Consider the following 22,463-nt stretch of genomic DNA (forward strand, 5'->3'; position numbering starts at 1 on the left):
AGGGAGGACGGCATAGGGGAGGCCGGCGGCCACCCGCCCGCCGGCCCCGGTGAGGTCGACCTCGCCGTCGCGGGCGGCGCCCACGGGGCGTACGCGCTCGGCAAGCTCACCTCGGTGGTGCTGGACGCGCTCGCCGAGGGCGCCGCCGCGCGGGGCGGGCCGCTGCCCGGCGGCGGCCCCGCCGCGGTCGCCCGGCGGTTACGCGCCGCCTGCGCGCCCGTCCTGCCCGAGCGGGGGACCGGCGCCGAGGAGGCCCTGCGGACCGTCGTACGGGCGGTCGCCGAGGGCGCGGCCGACCCGGCCGACCCCTGGTGCGCGGCCCACCTGCACTGCCCGCCCCTGGCGGTGGCCGCCGCCGCCGACCTCGCCGCCGCCGCGCTCAACCCCTCGATGGACTCCTGGGACCAGGCGCCCGCCGCCGCGGTGCTGGAACAGGACGTCACCGCCGCCCTCGCCGACCTGGTCTACCCGGGGCGGGCGACGGCCGACGCGCTGGTCACCAGCGGCGGCACCGAGTCCAACCTCGTGGCGCTGCTCCTCGCCCGGGAACGGGCCCGCGCCGCCGGCACCGCCACGGTGCGGGTGGTGTGCGGGGCCAACGCCCACCACAGCGTGCGGCGCGCCGCCTGGCTGCTGGACCTGCCCGAGCCGGTCACCGCGGCCGCCCCGGGCGGACGGCTCGACCCGGCGGCCGTCGACCGGGCCCTCGCCCGCACCACCGGGCCCGCCCTGGTCGTGGCCACCGCCGGCACCACCGACGAGGGGCTCGTCGACCCCCTCCCCGAGCTGGGGTCCGTCGCCGCGCGGCACGGCGCGGAACTCCACGTCGACGCCGCGTACGGCGGGCCGCTGCTGTTCAGCGAGCGGCTCGCGCCCCGCCTCGACGGGCTGACCGCCGCCACCTCCGTCACCTTCGACCTGCACAAACTGGGCTGGCAGCCGGTCGCGGCGGGTGTCCTCGCCGTGGCCGACGGCGCCGCGCTCGCCCCGCTGGCGCTGCGCGCCGACTACCTCAACGCCGACGACGACGGCGAGGCCGGCCTGCCCGACCTGCTCGGCCGCTCCATCCGCACCACCCGCCGCCCCGACGTGCTGAAGGTCGCCGCCACCCTGCGCGCCCTCGGCCGGGACGGTCTCGGCGCGCTCGTCGAGCACTGCGTCGACGCCGCGCACGAGCTCGCCGCCCTCGTCGACGACCACCCGCGGCTGCGCCGCCGCCCCGGCGGCATCGGCATCAGCACCGTGCTGTTCCGCCCCACCGCCGCGGACGCCGCGGCGCCGGCGGACGGCGACGCGCTGGTCGCCGAGGTGCGCCGCCGGCTCCTCACCGAGGGCCGCGCCGTCGTGGGGCGGGCCGTCGCCGAGGACGCCGACGGCACCCGCCGCCTGTGGCTGAAGGCCACCCTGCTCCACCCGCGGGCCGCCGGCGAGGACCTGGCCGGCCTGCTCGACCTGGTCGCCGCCACCGCCGCCCGCACCGGCACCACGCACCCCCAGGAACCGGAAGGACCCCGATGACGACCGAGCAAGCCGCCGAGGAGCCGAGGACCGTCGACCTGCTCGGCGTGGGCGTCGGCCCGTTCAACCTGTCGCTGGCCGCGCTGGCCGACGGGGTGCCCGGGCTCGACGCCGTCTTCCTCGACCAGCGGCCCGCGTTCCGGTGGCACCCGGGCCTGCTGATCGAGGGCGCCACCCTCCAGGTGCCGTTCCTCGCCGACCTGGTGAGCCTCGTCGACCCGACCAGCCGGTGGTCGTTCCTCAACTACATCCGCACCCAGGAGCGGCTCTTCCCGTTCTACTTCGCGGAGCGGTTCCACATACCCCGCGCCGAGTACGACGCGTACTGCCGCTGGGTCAGCGAGGAGCTGCCCTCCTGCCGCTCCGGCCACCGCGTGGACGCGGTCGCCTGGGACGAGGACCGCGAGGCGTACGCGGCGCGGTACACCCGGCTCGACGAGCACGGCGCCGCCCTCGGCACCGGCACGGTCCTCGCCCGGCACCTCGCGCTCGGCGTCGGCACCGCCCCGCACGTGCCCGCGCCGCTGCGCGCCCTGGCCGCCGACCCGGACGCACCCGTGCTGCACTCCGCCGACTACCTCGCCCACCGCGACCGGCTGCTGACCGCCGGGCACGTCACCGTCGTCGGCGCCGGCCAGTCCGGGGCGGAGGTGCTCCTGGACCTGCTGCGGGCCCGCCCCCACGGGAGTGAGGGGCTGACGTGGCTCGCCCGCACCCCGGCCTTCGCGCCGATGGAGTACAGCAAACTGGGCCTGGAGCACTTCACGCCCGACTACACGCGCTACTTCCACGACCTGCCCGAGACCGCCCGCGACCGGCTGCTGCCGGCGCAGTGGCAGCTGTACAAGGGCGTCAGCACCGACACCCTCGGCGACATCCACGAGGAGCTGTACCGGCGCGCCCTCACCGGCGGGTGGCCCGACGTCACCCTCACCCCGGGCGTCGCCGTCACGGCCGCCGAACAGCGCGGCGGCCGGGTGCGGCTGACCCTGGAGCACACCGAGGAGGGGTCCCGGGGAGAACTGGCCACCGACGCCGTCGTCCTCGCCACCGGCTACGCCGAGCGGCCCGTCGACGGGCTGCTCGAAGCGCTCGGCCCGCACATCTCCCGGGACGGCGCCGGCCGGCCCCTCGTCGGCCGCGACCAGCGGCTGGTCCTCGACGACAAGGTCGGCGGGGCGGTCTTCGTGCAGAACGCCGAGCGGCACACGCACGGCGTCGGAACCCCCGACCTGGGGCTGGCCGCCTGGCGCTCCGCGGTGATCCTCAACGCCCTGACCGGGCGGCCCGCCTACCCGCTGCCCGAGCGGACGGCGTTCACGACCTTCGGGCTCGCCGGGACCCGCGCCTGCGCGGACCCGTCCCGATCCGCCGACGACCAGAAAGAGTGCGCATGAGCGAGATCCAGCCCCTCGACCCCGTCACGGAGGCCGACCGGGCCGCCGTCGACAACCTGCTGCGCTGCTGGGTGCGGGAGACCGGAGTGGAGCGGCCCGACGGCGACGTGCTGCGCCTGGAGCTGCCCGCGTCGGGCACGGCCGTCGAGGTGCCCGTCCGGTACTGGTCACCGGTCGGCTGGCACCGCTTCGGACCCGCCCGGCTCCCCTCCGGCACGCCCGCCTCCGCGACGGCGCTCGCCGCGCTGCTGGGCGTCGAGGCGGCCGACGGCGACCCGGCCTCCGTGGCGGACCTGACCGGGCGGGTCAGCGACTCGGTGCGGCGCGTCACCGAGTTCGTCCGGGCCCGGCGGGCGGCGCCCGACGACCCGGCCGGCACCACCGCGTTCCTCGCCGCCGAGCAGTCCCTGATCACCGGGCACCCGCTGCACCCGACGCCGAAGAGCCGCGAAGGGCTCACCGACACGGAGGCCGCCCGCTACTCCCCCGAGGTCCGCGGCGCCTTCCCGCTGCACTGGTTCGCCGCCGACCCGTCGGTCGTGCGCGCCGACTCCTCCCTCGACCGGAGCGCCGAGGACCTCCTCGCCGGGTTCGCCGGCGACGCCCCCGCCCGCCCGTCGGGCAGCGTCCTGGTCCCCGCCCACCCGTGGCAGGCGCAGGACGTCGTCCACCGGCCCGCCGTGCGGGCCCTGCTGGACGCCGGGCTGCTGCACGACCTCGGTCCGGCCGGCCCCGCCTGGTCGGCGACCTCGTCGGTGCGGACGCTGTACCGGGCCGACGCCCCGGTGATGCTGAAGTTCTCGCTGGGCCTGCGGATCACCAACTCGCGGCGCGAGAACATGCGCGCGGAGCTGCACCGGGGCCTCGCCGTCGACCGGCTCCTCACCGCCGGCCTCGGCCGGGCGCTGCACGCCGCCCACCCCGGATTCGCGATCGTCCGCGACCCGGCGTGGCTCGCGGTCGACGCCACGCCCGACGGCGGCGGGGACACCGGCCTGGACGTGGTCGTGCGCGCCAACCCGTTCCCGGCGGACGCGGCGGCCCAGGCCGAGTGCGTCGCCGGCCTCGTCGCGCCCCGGCCCGACCTGCCCGACGGCCGCTCCCGGCTGGCCTCCCTCGTCCACGGCATCGCCGCGCGCACCGGCCGGCCCGTCGCCGACGTCGCCGAGGAGTGGTTCGCCCGGTACGCCGAACGGGTCGTCGGGCCCGTGCTGTGGCTGTACGCGGCGTACGGGCTCGGTCTGGAGGCCCACCAGCAGAACACGCTGGTCACGCTGGACGGCGACGGCTGGCCGGCCGGCGGCCGCTACCGCGACAACCAGGGCTACTACTTCTCCCCCGACCGCAGCGGCGCCCTGTACGGCTGGGTGCCCGGCGTCGGCCGCGACCTCGGCACGTACGTCGCGGACGACGTCATCGACGAGCGGCTCGCCTACTACGTCGGCATCAACAACATGCTCGGCCTGGCCGGCGCGCTCGGCTCCCAGGGGCTCGCCGACGAGGTGCGGCTGCTGCGGCACGCCGACCGGTTCCTCGCGGACGCCGCGGCCGCGCACGGCGACCGGCTGCGCCTCGCCTCGCTGCTGCGGGAGGAGCCGACGCTGCGCTGCAAGGCCAACCTGCTGACACGGGTGCGCGGCATGGACGAGCTGACGGGCCCGCTGGAGGAGCAGTCCGTGTACGTCGACATCCCCAACCCCCTGGTGGAGGTGCGCAAGTGACGCGGGGGCCCCTCGTCATCGCCGAGACGGTGCTGGAGCAGGGCGTGTTCGCGCTGCGGGCGGTCGACCCGGCCGCCGACGCCGAGCTGGTCCACGGGTGGATGAACGACCCGGAGGTCGCCGAGTACTGGGAGATGGCCCAGCCGGTGGAGCGGGTCGCCGCCTACCTGCGCGAGCAGGTCGCCAGCTCGCACTCCACGCCGTACGTCGGGTGCGTGGACGGCACGCCGATGAGCTACTGGGAGCTGTACCGGGCCGACCTGGACCCGCTGCGCCACCACTACGCCTCCCGGCCGCGCGACGCCGGCGTCCACCTGCTGCTCGGCCCGTCCGCGTACCGGGGCCGCGGGCTCGGGGCGGTGCTGCTGCGCGCCGTGTCGGACTGGCAGCTGCGCACCGACCCGTACGCCGAGCGGGTCGTCGCCGAGCCCGACATCCGCAACGCGCGCTCGCTGCGCGCCTTCGAGCGGGCCGGGTTCCGGATGGCGCGGCAGATCGACCTGCCGGGCAAGCGGGCGGCGTTCATGGTCCGCGAGCGCACGGCATGACGGGGGCGCACGGGCGCCCGGTGCTGCTGGCGGCGGCCGGGCTGCACATGGTGACCCAGTCGGCGCTGGCCCCGTTCTACCCGGCGCTGTTCCGCGCCGCGTACGGGGTGCAGACGCTGGCCGCGACGGGCCTGTTCCTGGTGGTCTGCCAGGTGTCGGCCGTCGTGGCGCTGCCCCTGTGGGGGCGGGCCTGCCGGCGCGTGCCGCTGGTGCGGCTGGTGACGGTCGGCCAGACGGCGGCGGTGCTGCTGACCGCGGCACTCGTGCTGGCCCCGTCGTACGCGGTGTTCACCGGGGTGTCCGTGCTGCTCGTGGCCGCGAAGGCGGTCGTCCTGCTGGCCTACCCGGGCCTCGCGCGCAGCCATCCGCGCGGGGTGCTGCCCGGGGTGGTCCAGTACGTGGCCGTGCTGCACGCGGCCTCGGTCGCCGCGACGCTGCTGGGCGGCCTGGTCGTGTCGGTGCCCGACCCGCGCACCGCGCTGCCGCTGCTGGCCGTGGTGGAGGCGGTGCTGCTGCTGGCGTGCGTACGGCTGCTACGCCCGGTGGCCGTCCCCGCCGGCCCCGCGGTGGCGGCGCCCGCCGGCGGCGGCGTGTGGCGGCTGGCCGGGTACGTGCTGGTGACGGCGGTCGCGGTGTACGCGGCCCGGCCGTACTTCACCGAGTACGTCACCGGCGCCGGGGCGTCGGCGGGCACCGCGACGCTGCTGTTCGTGCTGCCGCACCTGGCGGTGCTGGCCCTGCTGCCCGCCCCCGCCTGGGACTACAGGAATGACCTGCCATGACGATGCCCGGTAGTGCCCTGTCCGACCCGATACCCGGGCCCGCGTCCGGGCCCTCGCCGCTGCTCGAACCCGACCTGCTGGCGGCCTCGCCCGCCGGTCTCGCCGAACTGGGCCGCCTGGTGCGCGACATCGCCAGGGAGGCCGCCGCCGGGCTGCGCCGCCGCGGCGGGCCGCTGCCCTCGCTGAGCCCGGAGGAGCTGACGCGCCTGGTCGACGAGCAGTTCCCCGACGGGGTGGTGCCGCGCGCAGGCGCCGGCCGCGACGCCGTGCTGGCGCTCGCCCGGGCCTGCGCGGAGACCACCGTGGACCTCGCCGACCCGCGCGCGGCCGCCCACCTCCAGCCGCCGTCGCTGGCCGTGGCCGCCGCCGCCGACGTCCTCGCCGGGATCTTCAACGCGTCCGTCGACACCTGGGACTCCGGCCCGTACGCCGTCGAGATCGAACGGCGGCTGGTGAGGGGGCTGTGCCGGCTGACCGGGTACGGCCCCGAGTCGGGCGGCGTGCTCACGCCCGGGGGCAGCGCGTCGAACCTCCAGGCGCTGCTCATCGCCCGCGACGCCGCCGCGGCGAAGGTCCGCGACGTGCGCAGCGGCGGGCTGAGCGGGTTCGGTCTCGCGCCGCTCGTCCTCTGCTCCGAACTGGCCCACTTCTCCGTCGCCCGCGCCTGCGCGGTGCTCGGACTGGGCGAGGAGGCCGTGCGGACCGTGCCCGTCGACCGGCGGCACCGGATGCGCCCCGAGGCGCTCGACGCGGCGCTGCGCGACGTCGACCCCGCCGCGCGGCTGCCCGTCGCGGTCGTCGCCACCGCCGGCACCACCGACTACGGTTCGGTCGACCCGCTGCCCGAGGTCGCCGCGGTCGCGCGGGAGCACGGCGTGCGGCTGCACGTCGACGCGGCGTACGGCTGCGGCGCCCTCTTCTCCGGCCGGCTTCGGCCGCTGCTCGCCGGGATCGAGGAGGCCGACACCGTCACCCTGGACCTGCACAAGACGGCCTGGCAGCCGGCCGCGGCGAGCGTCCTGCTCGCCCGCGACGCGGCCGACTTCGCACCGACCACGGGGCTGCGGGTCGCCTACCTGAACCCGGACGACGACGGCGAGGCCGGGTACGACGGGCTGCTCGGCCTGTCGCTGCAGACGACGCGCCGCGCGGACGCGCTGAAGGTCGCGGCGACCTTCCTGGCGCTGGGCACCGACGGGGTCGGCGGGATGCTCGACGCCTGCCACGACCTGGCGCGGCACGCCGAGCGGGCGGTGGCGGCGCACCCGGCGCTGGCGCTGACCGCCGGGGCGACGCTCTCCACGGTCGTCTTCCGGTACGCCACCCGCGACCCGGCGGCGTCCGACTCGGTCAACGGCGCCCTGCGCCGCCGTCTGCTGCGCACCGGCCACGCGCTGGTCGGCCGGACCGACGTGGCGCAGGGCGACGGCCGCCGCACCGTCCACCTGAAGCTGACGCTGCTCAACCCGCAGGCCCGCACGACCGACGTCGACGACCTGCTCGACGCGGTCGTCCGAGCCGGGCGGGCCGTCGAGGAGGAAGGGACCGCCGCATGAAGCGCCGCGGAGTGGAGCAGCACAAGGGCCGGAAGAAGAACCGGCGCCCTCACGAGAAAGGCACAGCCCGTATGACTGACGGCCACCCCGTCCCCGACCTCGCCGACGTGTCCCCCGACGCGTGGCGGGAGGCCAACCGCAGGCTCCTCGCCAAGACGCTCTCCGAGTTCGCGTTCGAGGAGCTGGTCAAGCCCCTGGAGCTGGAGACGCCGGGCCGCTTCCGTGTCGACCTGGACAGCGGCGTCTCGTACGCGTTCTCCGCGACCCGGGGCGCGCTGGACTCCTGGCGCGTGGACGGGTCCTCCGTCACGCGCGGGGCGGCCGGGCTGCTCGGCAACGAGATCGCCACCCCGGCGTGGGACGCCCAGCAGTTCCTGGTCGACTGCGCGGACACGATCGGGACGGACGCGCCGACCCTGGGCATGTACCTGACCGAGGTGTCGGCGACCCTCGCCGTGGACGCCGCCCGCATCGCTCACGGCGGGCGGACCGCCGCCGAGCTGCGGGAACTGGACCACGCCGAGCTGGAGTCCGCCATGACGGGCCATCCGACGCTCGTGGCCAACAAGGGCCGCATCGGGTTCTCCGCGACGGACGTGCGGGCGTACGCGCCGGAGTCGGGGCGGACGGTGGCGCTGCGGTGGATCGCCGTGCACCGGGGCCTGGCGGAGTTCCGCGGCACGCCGGAGCTGAGCGAGCGGGCGGTCGTCGAGCACGAGCTGGACGAGGGCACCGTCGCCTCGTTCCGCGCGCGGATCGAGGCGGCGGGCGGCGACCCGGACGCGTACGTGTGGATGCCCGTCCACCCGTGGCAGTGGGACCACGCCGTGCAGGTGCTGTTCGCGGGCGAGATCGCGCAGCGGCGGATCGTCCCCCTCGGCGACAGCGCCGACGCCTACCTGCCGCAGCAGTCGGTGCGGACGATGACGAACGTGTCCGAGCGCGGCCGCTGGGACGTCAAACTCCCCCTGAAGATCGTGAACACGCTGATCTGGCGCGGCATCCCGCCGCACTGCACCCAGGGCGCGCCGCTGACCACCCAGTGGCTGACGGGCCTGCTCGGCCGGGACCCGCTGCTCCGCGACGAGCTGCGGACGGTGTTCCTCGGCGAGGTGGCGTCGGTGACGGTCCGCCACCCCTACCTGGACGGGGTGCCGGACGTGCCGTACCAGCACCTGGAGACGCTCGGGTGCATCTGGCGCGAGTCGGTGTCGTCGCGGCGGGACGAGGGCGAGCGGGTGCGGACGTTCGCGTCGCTGCTGTACGTCGACGAGCACGGCACGGCGTTCGCGGCGGAGCTGGCCCGCGCCTCCGGGCTGCCGGCCGAGGAGTGGCTGTCGCGGCTGTTCGAGACGGTGATGCACCCGGTGCTGCACGTGATGTACACGTACGGCATCACCTTCAACCCGCACGGCCAGAACACCCTGATCGGGTACGACGGGGACGACGTGCCGCGCCGGCTGTTCCTGAAGGACTTCGTCGACGACGTGTCCGTCTCGCACACCCCGGTGCCCGAGCGCGGACCGGAACCGGACGGCTACGACCACGTCCTGCCGCGCAAGGACCCGGTCGTCATCCGCCAGCACGTGGTGGACCAGCTGCTGCTGGGCCACTTCCGGTACCTGGCGCCGCTCGTCGCCGAGCAGCTGGGCGTGGCGGAGGAGCGGTTCTGGCAGCTGGTGCGGCAGGCGGTCGTGTCGTACCAGGAGCGGTTTCCGGAGAAGGCGGAGCGGTTCGCGCAGTACGACATGCTCGCCGGCGAGTTCCCCCGCTACCCGTTCAACACCGACCGGCTCGTCGTCACCCGCTACGTCGACCGGGCGCTGCGCCACGCGCTGCGCCCGAACGGCACCGTCTCCAACCCGCTGTCGTGAGCATCGAGATCAGCGCGTCGGAGCTGACCCTCGGCCACGGCGGCGAGCCCGTCGCGCGGAGCATCGCCGTCGCCCTGGCCCCCGGTGAGGTGACCGCCCTCGTCGGGCCCAACGGCTCGGGCAAGTCCACGCTGCTGCGGGCGCTGGCCCGGCTGCACACCCCGGACGGCGGGCGGATCGTCCTGGACGGGCGGGACCTGGCGGAGTACCGGCCGCGGGAGCTGGCGCGCAAGCTGAGCTTCCTGACGCAGTCGCCGATCGTCCCGGCCGGGGTGACCGTGGAGGAGCTGGTCTCCTACGGGCGCCACCCCCACCAGGGGCTGCTGGCGCGCGGCGCGGGCCGGGAGGACCGCGAGGCCGTGGCCTGGGCGCTGGACGCGACGAACCTGCGCCCGTTCGCCGAGCGGACCTTGGACCGGCTGTCCGGCGGCGAGCGGCAGCGGGCGTGGATCGCCATGGCACTGGCCCAGCGGACCGGTCTGCTGCTGCTCGACGAGCCGACGACGTACCTCGACATCCGGTACCAGATCGAGGTGCTGCGGCTCGTGCGGCGGCTGGCGGACGAGCACGGCATCACCGTGGCGGTGGTGCTGCACGACCTGAACCAGGCCGCCGCGTTCTCCGACGCGATGGTCGTGCTCGCCGGGGGCCGGATCGTGGCCTCCGGCACACCCGCCGAGGCGCTGACGGAGGAGACCGTCCGCACCGCCTTCGGCATCGACACGACCGTCACCCACGACCCCCACACGGGTGTGCCGACCTGCCTGCCGACCTGGCGCGAGCCGTCGGCGGCGGCCGCCACCTGACGCACGACCGCACCACGGAACCGCACCACCCGAACGAGCAAAGGAACCTCGCTCATGCGCACTCCACCACGGGCCGCACGGACCGCCCTGACCGCCCTCCTCGCCGCCGCGGCGCTCGCCGTCACCGCCGTCGGCTGCGGCTCCGCCGCCGAGGAGGCGGGCGGCGGGTCGCCGACGAAGGGCAGCGGCGGCGGGAAGGACGGCGGAGCCGTCACCGTCACCCACCTGAAGGGCTCCACCACGCTGGAGAAGCCGGCGGCGAAGGTCGTCGCGCTGGAGTGGACCTACGCCGAGGACCTGCTGGCCCTCGGGGTGTCCCCGGCCGGCGTGGCCGACGTGAAGGGCTACGACCAGTGGGTCACCGGCGGCCCGCGCTTCGGCAAGGACGTCAAGGACGTCGGCACCCGGCAGGCGCCCAGCCTGGAGACGATCAAGGTGCTGAAGCCGGATCTGATCATCACCTCCAAGGTGCGCTCCGAGGCCAACTACGAGCAGCTGAACAAGATCGCGCCGACGCTGATGTTCGACCCGTACGCCACGGACAGCGAGTACGAGGAGATGCGGGCGACGCTGAAGAAGATCGGCACCGCGGTCGGCAAGGCCGACGCGGCCGACCAGGCGCTCAAGGACCTCGACGCCAAGGTCGACGCCGCGCGGCGCAAGCTGGCCGACGCGGGCAAGGGCGGCGCCTCGGTGACCGTCGCCCGCGGCTACACCACGGACGGCGCCGCCGTGGTGGAGGTCCTCACCGACTCCACCATCCCGGGCGGCCTGCTTCCGCGGCTCGGCCTGAGGAACGCCTGGTCGGGGAAGGCCGACGCGTACGGCATGAGCAAGGTCGACATCGAGGGCCTGAAGCCGGTCGAGAAGTCCAGCCTGGTGTACGTCGCCGCGAAGGACGACGACGTGTTCGCCGGGTCGCTGCCGAAGAACGCGCTGTGGCAGAGCCTGGACTTCGCCAAGGGCAAGCGGGTCCACGCCCTGGACCCGGGCACGTGGTTCTTCGGCGGGCCGTTCTCCACCGGGCAGGTGGCCGACGAGATCGCGGGCGCGCTCACTTCATGACCGGGATCGCGACGCGTCCGGTGAGGACCGCCGCGCCGGGGCCGGCCGGGAGGGCGCACCGCCCCCCGATCGGCCCGGCCGCGGTCGTGCTGGGCGGCGTGCTCGCGCTGCTGGTGGTGGCGGTGGCCCACCTCGGGTACGGGCGCAGCGGCGTGGGGCTGGGGGATCTGCTGCGGGTGCTGCTGGGCGGGGGTGACGCCGACGCCCGGTCGGTACTGCTCGGCGGGCGGCTGCCGCGGACGCTGGCCGGGCTGGTGGCCGGGGCGTCGCTGGCGGTGGCGGGGTGCCTGCTGCAGTCGTCGGTGCGCAACCCGCTGGCGTCGCCGGACACGCTGGGCGTGACGGCCGGCGCGTACCTGGCGGTGGCGGTCAGCGCGATCACCGGGTTCTCGCTGGGCGACCTGCCGCGCGGCGGGGTGGCGTTCGTCGGCGGTCTGCTGGCCGCCGCGCTCGTGCACACCGTGGCCGGCGGGTCGCGGGGCCGGCCGGCGCACCTGGTCCTGGCGGGGGTGTCCGTGACGCTCGCCCTGTCGAGCGTCACGGCGGTGCTGGTCGTGCTGTTCCAGGAGGAGACCGGTGCGGTGTTCTTCTGGGGCCACGGCTCCCTCGCGGTGGCCGACAGCGCCCGGTCGGTGGCGGTGCTGCCGCTGCTCGCCGCCGGGTTGCTGGGCGGCTTGCTGCTGGCCAGGACGCTGGACATCCTCGGGACGGGCGACGAGACGGCGCGGGGCCTCGGTGTGCGCGTGGGGCGGGTGCGGCTGACGGCGGTGCTGCTGTCGGTGCTGCTCACGGCGTGCGCGGTGGCGGTGACGGGCCCGATCGGCTTCGTGGGCCTCGCGGCTCCGCACCTCGTGCGGTTCGCCGGGGTGCGGCGCCACGCGGCGCTGGTGCCGGCGGCCGCCGTGTGGGGCGCGACGCTGCTGCTGGGGGCGGACCTGCTGGCGCGGGTGACGTCGCCGACGGGCAACGAGGTCCCGGCCGGCGTGGTGACCGCGCTGTTCGGCGCGCCGCTGTTCCTGTGGCTGGCCCGCCGCCTGCCGGCCGAGCCGGCCGCGCCCGGCACCGTGATGCCGGGGCGGCGCGGGCGGCGGCTGCCGTACCCGGCGCTGCTGCTCGGCGGGGTGGCGGCGGTGTGCGCGCTGCTGGCGGGCGGGCTGGTCCTCGGGGACATCTCCGTCCCGCTCGCCGAACTGCCGCGGCTGCTGGCGGGCGGCGGTGACGAGTTGCTGCGGGGCGTGGTGCTGGAGTACCGGTTGCCGCGGCTGCTGGTGGCGGCGCTCGCCGGGGCGCTGCTGGCGGTTGCGGGCGGCATCGTGCAGACGGTGTCGCGCAACCCGCTGGCCGACCTCACCGTGATGGGCGTCAGCGGCGGCGCCGGATTCGCCGCGGCGCTGGTGCTGGTGGCGCTGCCGTCGGTGCCGTACGCGGCGCTGCCGGTCGCGGCGCTCCTGGGCGGCGCGGCGGCGTTCGCGCTGACGTACGGGCTGTCGCTGCGCAAGGGGTCGGTGGCGCCGGAGCGGCTGGTGCTGGTCGGCATCGGCACCTTCGCGCTGACGACGGCCGCCACCAACTACCTGGTGGTGGGGGCGCGCTTCCAGGTGGCGCAGGCGCTGACCTGGCTGTCGGGGTCGACGTACGCCCGGGACACCACCGACCTGTCGGTGCTGGCGGGCGCGGCGGTGGTCGGGGTGCCGCTGGTGGTGCTCGCCTTCCGCCGGCTGGACCTGCTGGCGCTGGGCGAGGACACCCCCCGCACGCTGGGCCTGCCGCTGGAGCGCACCCGGCTGGCGGTGCTGGCCCTCGCGGTGGCGCTGGCGGCGTGCGCGGTGGCGGTGGTCGGGACGGTGGCGTTCGTCGGCCTGGTCGCGCCGCACGCGGCGCGGATGCTGGTCGGTTCGCGGACGCACCGGCTGCTGCCGACGGCGGCGCTGGCGGGCGCGGCGCTGATGGTCGCCGCGGACACGGTGGGCCGGGCGGCGATCGCCCCGGCGGAGATCCCCTCGGGGCTGCTGGCGGCGCTCATCGGCACGCCGTACTTCGTGTGGCAGCTGCGGCGCGGCCACCGCGCGGGGTGACGTACGGCCCTGCGCGCCGCCCCGCCCCGTCGTCCGGGTGATCGGCCGGCTCCGGCCAGGCCGGGCCAGGCCGGGCGGGGCGGGCCGGGCGGGGCGAGGCGGGGCGAGGCGGGGCGGGCCGGGCGGGGCGAGGCGGCGCTGGCTCAGCGTCCGCGGGCCTCGCGGAAGCGGGCCAGGGCCGCGGGGAGCTCCACGATCGGCGGCGGGTAGCCGTCGCCGATCCGCTCCCGGACGGCCGGCTTCCACGGCTCGTGCGCGGCGGGGCCGGTGACGCCGGCCAGCTCCGGTACCCAGCGGCGCACGTAGTCCCCCTCCGGGTCGTAGCGGCGCCCCTGGAGGACCGGGTTGAGGACGCGGTGGGGGCGGCTGTCGGTGCCGGTGCCCGCCACCCACTGCCAGTTGAGCTGGTTGTTGGCGATGTCCCCGTCGACCAGCAGCCCGAGGAAGTGCCGGGCGCCGACGCGCCAGTCGACGTAGAGGGTCTTGGTGAGGAAGCTCGCCGTGACGAGCCTGGCCCGGTTGTGCATCCAGCCCTCGTGGGCGAGTTGGCGCATGGCCGCGTCGACGACCGGGTAGCCGGTGCGGCCCCGCCGCCACGCCTCGATGTCGCCGGCCGCCGTCCGCTCGTCGCGCCACCGGTCGTGGCGGGTGCGGTAGTCGTCGCGGGCGGCGCTGGGGCGGGCGGCGAGGAGTTGGCGGTGGAAGTCCCGCCAGCACAACTGCCGGACGAACGCCTCGGCGCCGGGCGTGCCCCGGGCCCGCGCCCGGTGGACGGCCTCCACGGCGGAGACGGTCCCGAAGTGCAGGTGCGGTGAGAGGCGGGAGGTGGCGTCGCCGGCCAGGTCGTCGTGGCGTTCGCCGTACGCGTCGACGCCGTCGCGCAGCCAGGCGGTGAGCCGCCGGCGGCCCTCGCCCTCGCCGCCGGCGGCGAGCCCGGGCGAGGTGCCGGGTACGTCCGAGCGGGCCGGGAGCTCCTCGGAGCGGACGCCGTCCGGCACGGGCACGGCGCGCGGCGCGGCGAGGGGTTCGCGGGGCCGCCGCGCGGACCAGCGGCGCAGGTACGGGCCGAAGACGGCGTAGTGGTCGGAGCCCTGCGGGGTGACCTCGCCGGGCGGGACGACGGTGCCCACCCCGTCGTGGACGAGGAGCCGCCGCCCGCCGGCCGCGAGGGCCGTGCGGAGCAGTTCCTCGCGGTGCTGGGCGTAGCCGCTGTGGTCGGCGGCCGTGTGCACCTCGGTGGCGCCGGTCTCGGCGGCCACCGAGGCGACGGTGTCGGCGACGCGCCCGGACCGGACGACGAGCCGCCCGCCGCGCCGCCGCAGCCCCGCGTCGAGGTCGGCGAGGCAGTCGGCGAGGAAGGCCGCGCGGTTGGGCGGGGCGAACCCGGCGGCGGTGACGCCCTCGTCGCGGACGAAGAGCGGGACGACGGTGTCGTGGGCGCGCAGGGCGGCCCGCAGCGGCGGGTGGTCGTGCAGCCGCAGGTCGGCGGTGAACAGGACGACGGCGGTGGTCACGGGGTGCTCCCGTGGGCGGCCGCGGAGTGGGCCGCGGCCTTGGTGATGTTGCGGGCCATGCCGCCGAAGACGACGGCGTGGAACGGCGAGACGCTCCACCAGTAGGCGTGGCCGAGCAGACCGCGCGGGGCGAACAGGGCCCGCTGCCGGTAGCGGGTGCGGCCCTGCTCGTCACGGTCGGCGTACATCTCCAACCAGGCGAGGCCGGGCAGGCGCATCTCGGCGCGCAGACGCAGCAGCCGGCCGCGTTCGATCTCCTCGACGCGCCAGAAGTCGAGCGAGTCGCCGGCGCGCAGCCGCGCGGCGTCCCGGCGCCCGCGGCGCAGTCCGACCCCGCCGACGAGCCGGTCGAGCCAGCCGCGCACCGCCCAGGCGAGGGGGAAGGAGTACCAGCCGTTGTCGCCGCCGACGCCCTCGATGACCCGCCACAGCCGCTCGGGGTCGGTGTCGACCAGCCGCTCCCGCTCGTCGGTGTACAGGCTGCCGCCCGCCCAGTCCGGGTCGGTGGGCAGCGGGTCGCTGGGGGCGCCGGGCACGGAGGCGGACGACCAGCGGGTGGTGACCCGCGCCTCGCGGACGCGGCGCAGGGCGAGCGCCAGCGCCTCGTCGACGCCGATGGGGGCGCCGGGCGGGTCGGGGACGTACCGGGCGATGTCGTGCTCCCGGCAGACGACCTCGTGGCGCAACGAGTCGGCGAGGGGCCGGGCGATCGACGCGGGCACGGGCGTGACCAGCCCGATCCACAGGCTGGACAGGCGCAGGCTGAGCACGGGTACGGGCACGATGACCCGCCGGCCGAGGCCGGCGACGGCGGCGTAGCGCCGCATGAGGTCGCGGTAGGTGAGGACGTCGGGGCCGCCGACGTCGAAGGCCCGGTGCACCTCGGCGGGCAGTCGGGCGGCGCCGACGAGGTAGCGCAGGACGTCCCGGACGGCGATGGGCTGGATGCGGGTGCCGACCCAGCTGGGGGCGACCATGACGGGCAGCCGCTCGGTGAGGTAGCGGAGCATCTCGAACGAGGCGGAGCCCGAGCCGAGGATGACGGCGGCGCGCAGCACGGCGGTGGGGACGCCGGAGTCGAGGAGGATGCGCCCCACCTCGTCCCGGGAGCGCAGGTGCGCGGAGAGCCGGTGGGCGGGGACCCCGGCGGGGGTGAGCCCGCCGAGGTAGACGAGGCGGCCGACGCCGGCGGCGCGGGCCCGGGCGCCGAAGAGGGTCGCGGCGCGGCGGTCGGTGTCCTCGAAGCCGCTGCCGGTGCCGAGGGAGTGGACGAGGTAGTAGGCGACGTCGACGCCGCTCATGGCGGCGGTGACCGACTCCTCGTCGGTGACGTCGCCCCGGACGATCTCCACGCGGCCGGCCCAGGGGTGGTCGCGGAGCTTGCCGGGCGAGCGGGCCAGGCAGCGGACGCGGTGGCCGGCGGCGAGCAGTTCGGGCACGAGCCGGCCGCCGATGTACCCCGTCGCGCCGGTGACCAGGCACAGGGGCGGCCGGTCGGGCCCCGGGGTGGTGTCGGTCATGGCGCCTCCGTCTCGTGTGGTGCTCTTCCCACGGTGGACCGCCTCCCGGTGTTCCGCCCGTCCGGCGGCGCCCCTGGTGGGTGTTCCCCCGTCCGGTGTTCCGCCCGGCCGGTGCGGGCGGATGCGCACCCGCGGGTTTCTATAGGCTGACCAGGTGGTGACGAGGGACGAGCGGGCCGACGGCGGGGCGCGGGGTGAGCGGCACCCGGCGGACCTGCAGGCCTTCGCCGTGCAGCTGCGCCGGATGAACGGCGAGGTGAACCGGCTGGTGCACGGCTTCGCGACGAGTCAGGGCCTGCACCCGACGGACGTGCAGGCGCTCGCCGCCATCCTGGACGCCACGGAGCCGATGACGCCGGGGCGGCTGCGCGAGCACTTGGGCCTGACCTCGGGCGCGGTGACCGCGTGCGTGGACCGGTTGGAGCGGGCGGGGCACATCCGCAGGTCGCGGGAGAGCGCGGACCGGCGCGTGGTCCACCTCCACTACGCCGAGGGGGCGCGGGGGGCCGCGCGGGCCTTCTTCCAGCCGCTGGCCCGGGCGACGGAGGCCGCGCGGGAGCGGTTCGCGCCGGAGGAGCTGGCGGTGGCGCTGCGGTTCCTCACGGTCCTGAACGAGGAGCTCGGCGCCGAGGGCGTGCCGCGGCGCTGACCGGGTAGGCGGGCGCGGCCGGTGGCCCTCTCCGCTTGGCGTGACGGTCCCTTCCGGCGTGGCGGGCCCCTCCGGCCCGGCGGTCCTTCCGGCGTGGCGGGGTCCTCTCTGACCCTCCCGGGCATATAACTCAATCATTGAGATAGTTTGTCGTTGAGATGATTCTCGAGACGATCGGCGAGCCGACTCCTCCGGGGCGGCTCCCGGGACGACTCCCTCTTCCGCAGGAGACCCATGTCCGCGTTCCCGGCCCTCGCCCGCCGGCTGCTACCCGCCCTCCTCATCGCCGTGTGGCTCGCCGTCGGCGGCGGCCTCGGCCCGTACGCCGGCAAGCTCGGCGAGGTGGCCACCAACGACCAGGCGGCCTTCCTCCCGGAGGACGCCGAGTCCACCCGCGTCCTCGACGCGCAGCGCGCCTTCCGCCAGGAGGAGTCGCTGCCGCTGGTCGTCGTGTGGACGGCCGCCGACGGCGGGCGCCTGGCGCCCGGCCTGCGCGCGGACGCCACCCGGGCGCTGGCCTCGCTGGCGGGCACGACCGGCGTCGTCGGCCGCCCCTCCCCCGCCCTGCCCTCCGAGGACGGCGAGGCCCTCCGGGGCGCCCTGCGGCTGGCGCCCGACCTCGACGACGAACTGCCGGCGGTGCTGGACCGTGTCCGCGACACCGCCGGCGCCGTCCCCGGCACGCGCGCCCAGCTGGCCGGACCGGCGGCGACCCAGGCCGACCTGGGCGAGGCGTTCGCCGGTATCGACGGCCTGCTGCTGGGCGTCGCCCTCGCCACCGTGCTGCTCATCCTGCTGGTGGTCTACCGCAGCGTGCTGCTGCCGCTGGCGGTCATCCTGTGCGCGGTGTTCGCGCTGGCCCTGGCGTGCGCGGTGGTGTACGTCCTCGCCGACGCCGACGTCCTGCGCGTCGACGGCCAGGTGCAGGGCATCCTGTTCATCCTCGTCATCGGCGCCGCGACCGACTACGCCCTGCTGCTCGCCGCCCGGTTCCGCGAGGAACTGGTCCGGCACGAGGACCGGTACGCCGCGATGCGGGCCGCGCTGCGCCAGTCGTTCGGCCCCGTCTCGGCGAGCGCGGCGACGGTCGCCCTCGGGCTGCTGGCGCTCCTGCTGAGCGACCTGACCAACAACCGCGCGCTGGGCCCGGCCGGCGCCATCGGCATCGTCTGCGCGGTCCTCGGGGCGCTGACCTTCCTGCCGGCCGTCCTGGTCCTGCTGGGCCGCCGGGCGTACTGGCCGGCCGCGCCGAAGCCCGGCACCGACGGCGCCGGGCACGGCGTGTGGACGAGGGTCGCCGCCCTCGTCGACCGGGCCCCGCGCCGCGTCTGGGCGGTGACCCTCGCGGCGCTGCTGGCGTGCGCGGCGTTCGCCCCGACCCTCACCGCGCGGGGGGTGCCGCTGGACGAGATCTTCGTCGACGACGCCCCGTCCGTGGCCGCGGGCCGGGTGCTCGCCGAGCACTTCCCCGGCGGGTCGGGCAACCCGGCCGTCATCGTGGCGGACGCGGCGGCCCTGCCCGCGGTCACCGGCGCCGCCGAGTCGACCCGCGGCGTCGACTCGGCCGTGCCCGTCACCGCGTCCGGCCGCCCCGGCGGACCGCCGCTGACCGTGGACGGCCGCGTCCAGGTCGACGCCACGCTCCAGGACGCCCCCGACAGCGACGCCGCCAAGGAGACCCTGGCGCGCCTGCGGACCGCGGTCCACGCCGTGCCGGGCGCGAACGCCCTGGTGGGCGGCTACACGGCGCAGCAGTACGACACGCAGCGGACCGCCGAGCGGGACCGCGAGGTGATCGTGCCGGTGGTGCTGCTGATCATCCTGCTGATCCTGGTGGGGCTGCTTCGCTCGCTGCTCCTGCCGGTGCTGCTGGTGGCGACCGTGGCGCTGAACTTCCTGGCCACGCTGGGGGTCTCGGCCCTCGTCTTCGAGCGGGTGCTGGGCTTCAGCGGCACGGACGCCTCGGTCCCGCTGTACGGGTTCGTCTTCCTCGTCGCCCTCGGCGTGGACTACAACATCTTCCTGATGTCGCGGGTCCGCGAGGAGACCTTCCTGCACGGCACCCGGCAAGGGGTGCTGCGCGGTCTGACCGCGACCGGCGGGGTGATCACCTCGGCGGGCGTGGTGCTCGCCGCGACGTTCGCCGCGCTCGCGGTGATCCCGCTGGCGTTCCTGGTCCAGATCGCGTTCATCGTCGCCTTCGGCGTGCTCCTCGACACGCTCGTCGTGCGGTCGCTGCTCGTGCCGGCGCTCGTACGGGACATCGGGCCGGTCTCCTGGTGGCCCAGCGCCCTCAGAACACGGACAGGCCCGTCAGGGTCGTGAACCGGTCGAGCGCGGCGACCCCGGCGACGGAGTTGCCGCGCTCGTCGAGGCCGGGGCTCCACACGCACAGGGTGCACCGGCCGGGGACGACGGCGATGATGCCACCGCCGACGCCGCTCTTGCCGGGCAGCCCGACCCGGTAGGCGAAGTCGCCGGCGGCGTCGTACGTCCCGCAGGTCAGCATGACGGCGTTGACCTGCTTCGCCTCGCTGCGGCTGAGCAGCGCGGAGCCGTCGGCGCGCACGCCGTGCCGGGCGAGGAAGCCGGCGGCGAGGGCGAGGTCGGCGCAGGACGCCTCCAGGGCGCACTGGCGGAAGTACTGCTCCAGCAGCTCCCCGACCGGGTTGCCGACGTTGCGGTACGAGGCCATGAAGTGGGCGAGGGCGGCGTTGCGGTCGCCGTGCGCGGCCTCGGACGCGGCGACGTCCTCGTCGAAGTCGAGGGCCGGGTTGCCGCTCTCGGCGCGCAGGAACGCGCGGAGCGTGCCGGAGGCGTCGCCGGTCAGGGTGTGCAGCCGGTCGGTGACGACGAGGGCGCCCGCGTTGATGAACGGGTTGCGCGGGATGCCGTGCTCGTACTCCAGCTGCACCAGCGAGTTGAACGGGTTGCCGGAGGGCTCGCGCCCCACGTGCTCCCACAGGGCCTCGCCCTCCAGGGAGAGCGTCAGGGCGAGGGTGAACGCCTTGGTGATCGACTGGGCGGAGAACGGCCGCCGCCAGTCCCCCACCCCGTACACGGTGCCGTCGAGTTCGGCGACGGCCATGCCGAAGCGGCGGGTGTCGGCCTCCGCGAGCGCCGGGATGTAGTCCGCCGGCCGGCCGCGGCCCGGCCGGGCGGCGATGTCGGCGGCGATCTGGTCGAGGACGGGCTGGAAGGCGGGGGCCACGGGCGTGCTCACTCCGGCGTGTGCGATGGCGTGTTCGGGGCCCATTGTGCACGCCCCCGGTGCGCGGCCCCGCGGGGGCCGCTCAGCGCGGCTGGGCGGTCCCGGTGAGCGCCGGGAGGATCCGGTCGGGGGTGAGGGGCAGTTCGCGGAAGCGGACGCCGGTGGCGTGGTGGACGGCGTTGCCGACGGCGGCCGCCGCGCCGACCGTGCCGATCTCGCCGATGCCCTTGCTGCCCATGGGGTTGAGCAGCCGGTCGTCCTCGTCGATCCAGTGCGCCTCGACGGCGGGCACGTCGGCGTGGGCGGGCACGTGGTAGGAGGCGAGGTCGCTCTCGGCGAAGTCGCCGTGGGCGGCGTCCATCGTGCTGCCCTCGGTGAGGGCCATGCCGATCCCCATGATCATGCCGCCGACGAGCTGGGAGCGGGCGGTGCGCGCGTTGAGGATCCGCCCGGCGGCGAACACCCCGAGCATGCGGCGCAGCCGCACCTCACCGGTGACGGTGTCGACCTGGACCTCGGCGAAGTGGGCGCCGAAGGCGTGCCGGGCGTAGGGAGGGGTGCGGCGGGCCTCGTCGGAGGTGTCGGCGGTGACGGTCAGCCCCTCGTCCGGCAGCGGGTCCTGCCGGGCGGCGAGGGCCGCCGTCAGGTCGGCGCAGGCGCGGTGGACGGCCCACCCCCACGACGCGGTGCCGGAGGAGCCGCCCGCGAGGGGCGCGCGCGGCAGCCGGGTGCTGCCGACCTCGATGCGCACGGCGTCCAGAGGTACGGCCAGCGCGGCGGCGGCGACCTGCGCGAGGACGGTCCGCGCGCCGGTGCCGATGTCGGTGGCGTTGACGCGGACGGTGTACGTGCCGCCGGGGTGGGCGGTGGCCGACGCGGTGGACGGCGAGGCGTACGCCGGATAGGTGGCGGCGGCCACGCCCGAACCGACGAGGAGGGGGCCCTCCCGGCGTGCGGCGGGGCGCGGGTCGCGGTCGGCCCAGCCGAAGCGGCGCGCCCCCTCGTGCAGGCAGGCGACGAGGTTGCGGCTGCTGAAGGGGCGGCCGCTGTCGGGCTCGGTGGCCGGGTCGTTGCGGACGCGCAGCTCGACCGGGTCCATGCCGAGGGCGTCGGCCAGCTCGTCCACGGCGGACTCCAGGGCGTACATGCCGGGGGTCTCGCCGGGCGCGCGCATCCAGGACGGGGTGGGCACGTCGAGGGGGACGACGCGGTGGGTGGTCAGGCTGTTCGGGGAGCCGTACATGACGCGGGCGGGGACCGCGGCCTGCTCCACGAACTCGGCGATGCGCGAGGTGTGGGTGGTGACCTCGTGGCTGAGGGAGAGCAGGGTGCCGTCCCGTTCGGCGCCGAGCCGCAGCCGGTGCAGGGTGGGGGCGCGGTGCCCGGTGACGGCGGGCAGGTGGCGGCGGGGCAGGGCCAGCTTGACGGGCCGGCCGGTGCGGATCGCCGCCATCGCGGCGAGCACGACGTGCGGGCGGGGGGTGCCCTTGCTGCCGAAGCCGCCGCCGACGTGTTCGGCGACGACGGTGACCTTGTCCTCGGGCAGGTCGAAGAGGGCGGCGAGGACGGAGCGGACGGCGTTGCCGCCCTGGCAGGAGTCGTACACGGTGAGCCGGCCGCCGGAGAAGTGGGCGGTGGCGGCGTGCGGCTCCATGGGGTGGTTGTGCAGGGGCGGCACGCGGTAGGCGGTGTCGACGCGTACGGGGGCGGCGGCGAAGGCGGCTGCGGCGTCGCCGCGCTCGCGGTGTCCGGGCTGGCCGCCGTTGGCCTTCTCGGGGATGTACGCCTCCGGGTGGTCCTCGGCGAGGACGACGTCGTGGGGCTCCGGCTCGTCGCCGGGGTCGGCGTAGGAGACGCGGACGGCGTCGGCGACGGCGCGGGCGGCTTCCGGCGTCTCCGCCAGGGCGAGGGCGACGTACCAGCCGCGGTGCGGGACGGCGTCGTACTGGAGGACGTCCAGCTCGGCGTCGTCGGGCGGCGCGGCGAAGCGGGGCGCGTCGAACGGCGTGAGGACGGCGACCGCGCCCGGCAGGGCCAGGGCGGCCGCGGTGTCGACGGCGGTGACCCGGCCGCACGCGATCCCGGCGGCGACGGGCCAGGCGTGGAGGCAGCCGGGCGGGGTGTGCTCGGCGGCGTACCGCGCGGCGCCGGTGACCTTGTCGCGGCCTTCGATGCGCTCGGCGGGGGCGCCGAGGGTGTGCGGGGTGGCGGCCATGGGGGTCCTTCT

Annotated in this window: 16 protein-coding genes; 12 read left to right on the forward strand and 4 right to left on the reverse strand. The window is 76.4% G+C overall.

Annotated features, from left to right (window positions below):
• Positions 1-12: 12 nt before the first annotated feature.
• The 10 genes from LPA54_RS21565 (at position 13) to LPA54_RS21610 (ending at position 13,342) form a co-directional block, all read left to right on the forward strand.
• Positions 13-1,518, forward strand: a complete 1,506-nt coding sequence (locus tag LPA54_RS21565) for an aminotransferase class V-fold PLP-dependent enzyme (RefSeq protein WP_228980369.1) — start codon at positions 13-15, stop codon at positions 1,516-1,518.
• Positions 1,515-2,915 carry a lysine N(6)-hydroxylase/L-ornithine N(5)-oxygenase family protein gene (locus tag LPA54_RS21570; RefSeq protein WP_228980287.1) on the forward strand — a complete coding sequence of 467 codons (1,401 nt, stop codon included), beginning with the start codon at positions 1,515-1,517 and terminating at the stop codon, positions 2,913-2,915. The genes LPA54_RS21565 and LPA54_RS21570 overlap by 4 nt, the downstream gene beginning before the upstream one ends.
• Positions 2,912-4,636, forward strand: a complete 1,725-nt coding sequence (locus LPA54_RS21575) for an IucA/IucC family siderophore biosynthesis protein (protein ID WP_228980288.1) — start codon at positions 2,912-2,914, stop codon at positions 4,634-4,636. The genes LPA54_RS21570 and LPA54_RS21575 overlap by 4 nt, the downstream gene beginning before the upstream one ends.
• Positions 4,633-5,184: a GNAT family N-acetyltransferase gene (locus LPA54_RS21580; RefSeq protein ID WP_228980290.1), complete on the forward strand. Its 552-nt coding sequence runs from the start codon at positions 4,633-4,635 to the stop codon at positions 5,182-5,184. The genes LPA54_RS21575 and LPA54_RS21580 overlap by 4 nt, the downstream gene beginning before the upstream one ends.
• Positions 5,181-5,966: a hypothetical protein gene (locus LPA54_RS21585; RefSeq protein WP_228980291.1), complete on the forward strand. Its 786-nt coding sequence runs from the start codon at positions 5,181-5,183 to the stop codon at positions 5,964-5,966. The genes LPA54_RS21580 and LPA54_RS21585 overlap by 4 nt, the downstream gene beginning before the upstream one ends.
• Positions 5,963-7,522: an aspartate aminotransferase family protein gene (locus LPA54_RS21590; protein ID WP_228980292.1), complete on the forward strand. Its 1,560-nt coding sequence runs from the start codon at positions 5,963-5,965 to the stop codon at positions 7,520-7,522. Before LPA54_RS21585 ends, LPA54_RS21590 begins: the two co-directional genes overlap by 4 nt.
• 71 nt (positions 7,523-7,593) lie before the next feature.
• A complete protein-coding gene (locus LPA54_RS21595; protein ID WP_228980293.1) occupies positions 7,594-9,396 on the forward strand; it encodes an IucA/IucC family siderophore biosynthesis protein in 1,803 nt (600 codons plus the stop codon).
• A complete protein-coding gene (locus LPA54_RS21600) occupies positions 9,393-10,202 on the forward strand; it encodes an ABC transporter ATP-binding protein (protein ID WP_228980294.1) in 810 nt (269 codons plus the stop codon). Before LPA54_RS21595 ends, LPA54_RS21600 begins: the two co-directional genes overlap by 4 nt.
• Before the next feature lie 54 nt (positions 10,203-10,256).
• A complete protein-coding gene (locus LPA54_RS21605) occupies positions 10,257-11,267 on the forward strand; it encodes an ABC transporter substrate-binding protein (protein WP_228980295.1) in 1,011 nt (336 codons plus the stop codon).
• Positions 11,264-13,342, forward strand: coding sequence for an iron ABC transporter permease (locus LPA54_RS21610; RefSeq protein WP_228980296.1), 2,079 nt, complete (start codon positions 11,264-11,266; stop codon positions 13,340-13,342). The genes LPA54_RS21605 and LPA54_RS21610 overlap by 4 nt, the downstream gene beginning before the upstream one ends.
• Before the next feature lie 143 nt (positions 13,343-13,485).
• Here the strand turns inward: LPA54_RS21610 and LPA54_RS21615 are convergent, their stop codons facing one another.
• Both LPA54_RS21615 and LPA54_RS21620 read right to left on the reverse strand, forming a co-directional pair.
• Complete coding sequence (locus LPA54_RS21615) at positions 13,486-14,856, reverse strand: deoxyribodipyrimidine photo-lyase (RefSeq protein ID WP_228980298.1); 1,371 nt, start codon at positions 14,854-14,856, stop codon at positions 13,486-13,488.
• Positions 14,853-16,376 carry an SDR family oxidoreductase gene (locus LPA54_RS21620; RefSeq protein WP_228980300.1) on the reverse strand — a complete coding sequence of 508 codons (1,524 nt, stop codon included), beginning with the start codon at positions 16,374-16,376 and terminating at the stop codon, positions 14,853-14,855. The genes LPA54_RS21615 and LPA54_RS21620 overlap by 4 nt, the downstream gene beginning before the upstream one ends.
• 154 nt (positions 16,377-16,530) lie before the next feature.
• Here LPA54_RS21620 and LPA54_RS21625 point away from each other — a divergent pair, with 154 nt between their 5' ends.
• Together LPA54_RS21625 and LPA54_RS21630 are read left to right on the forward strand one after the other, a co-directional pair.
• Entirely contained in the window at positions 16,531-17,025 is a 495-nt protein-coding gene (locus LPA54_RS21625; RefSeq protein WP_228980302.1) for a MarR family winged helix-turn-helix transcriptional regulator, read from the forward strand.
• Positions 17,026-17,259: 234 nt separating this feature from the next.
• A complete protein-coding gene (locus tag LPA54_RS21630; RefSeq protein WP_228980304.1) occupies positions 17,260-19,350 on the forward strand; it encodes an MMPL family transporter in 2,091 nt (696 codons plus the stop codon).
• On the opposite strand, the gene LPA54_RS21635 is transcribed toward LPA54_RS21630, so the two are convergent.
• Together LPA54_RS21635 and LPA54_RS21640 are read right to left on the reverse strand one after the other, a co-directional pair.
• Positions 19,319-20,281, reverse strand: coding sequence for a glutaminase (locus LPA54_RS21635; protein ID WP_228980306.1), 963 nt, complete (start codon positions 20,279-20,281; stop codon positions 19,319-19,321). The genes LPA54_RS21630 and LPA54_RS21635 overlap by 32 nt on opposite strands.
• A 37-nt stretch (positions 20,282-20,318) precedes the next feature.
• Complete coding sequence (locus tag LPA54_RS21640; RefSeq protein ID WP_228980308.1) at positions 20,319-22,451, reverse strand: xanthine dehydrogenase family protein molybdopterin-binding subunit; 2,133 nt, start codon at positions 22,449-22,451, stop codon at positions 20,319-20,321.
• Between the last annotated feature and the right edge of the window lie 12 nt (positions 22,452-22,463).

Origin of the sequence: Streptomyces sp. DH12 (assembly GCF_020873895.1) — a bacterium.
Taxonomy (GTDB): Bacteria; Actinomycetota; Actinomycetes; order Streptomycetales; family Streptomycetaceae; genus Streptomyces.

What these genes read in the sequence shown, in the direction of transcription:
- LPA54_RS21570 (WP_228980287.1), top strand. Translation starts at nt 1,515, where the DNA reads ATGACGACCGAGCAAGCCGCCGAGGAGCCGAGGACCGTCGACCTGCTC.
- LPA54_RS21585 (WP_228980291.1), top strand. Translation starts at nt 5,181, where the DNA reads ATGACGGGGGCGCACGGGCGCCCGGTGCTGCTGGCGGCGGCCGGGCTG.
- LPA54_RS21605 (WP_228980295.1), top strand. Translation starts at nt 10,257, where the DNA reads ATGCGCACTCCACCACGGGCCGCACGGACCGCCCTGACCGCCCTCCTC.
- LPA54_RS21640 (WP_228980308.1), bottom strand. Translation starts at nt 22,451, where the DNA reads ATGGCCGCCACCCCGCACACCCTCGGCGCCCCCGCCGAGCGCATCGAA.
- LPA54_RS21620 (WP_228980300.1), bottom strand. Translation starts at nt 16,376, where the DNA reads ATGACCGACACCACCCCGGGGCCCGACCGGCCGCCCCTGTGCCTGGTC.
- LPA54_RS21590 (WP_228980292.1), top strand. Translation starts at nt 5,963, where the DNA reads ATGACGATGCCCGGTAGTGCCCTGTCCGACCCGATACCCGGGCCCGCG.
- LPA54_RS21595 (WP_228980293.1), top strand. Translation starts at nt 7,594, where the DNA reads ATGACTGACGGCCACCCCGTCCCCGACCTCGCCGACGTGTCCCCCGAC.
- LPA54_RS21610 (WP_228980296.1), top strand. Translation starts at nt 11,264, where the DNA reads ATGACCGGGATCGCGACGCGTCCGGTGAGGACCGCCGCGCCGGGGCCG.
- LPA54_RS21575 (WP_228980288.1), top strand. Translation starts at nt 2,912, where the DNA reads ATGAGCGAGATCCAGCCCCTCGACCCCGTCACGGAGGCCGACCGGGCC.
- LPA54_RS21630 (WP_228980304.1), top strand. Translation starts at nt 17,260, where the DNA reads ATGTCCGCGTTCCCGGCCCTCGCCCGCCGGCTGCTACCCGCCCTCCTC.
- LPA54_RS21635 (WP_228980306.1), bottom strand. Translation starts at nt 20,281, where the DNA reads ATGGGCCCCGAACACGCCATCGCACACGCCGGAGTGAGCACGCCCGTG.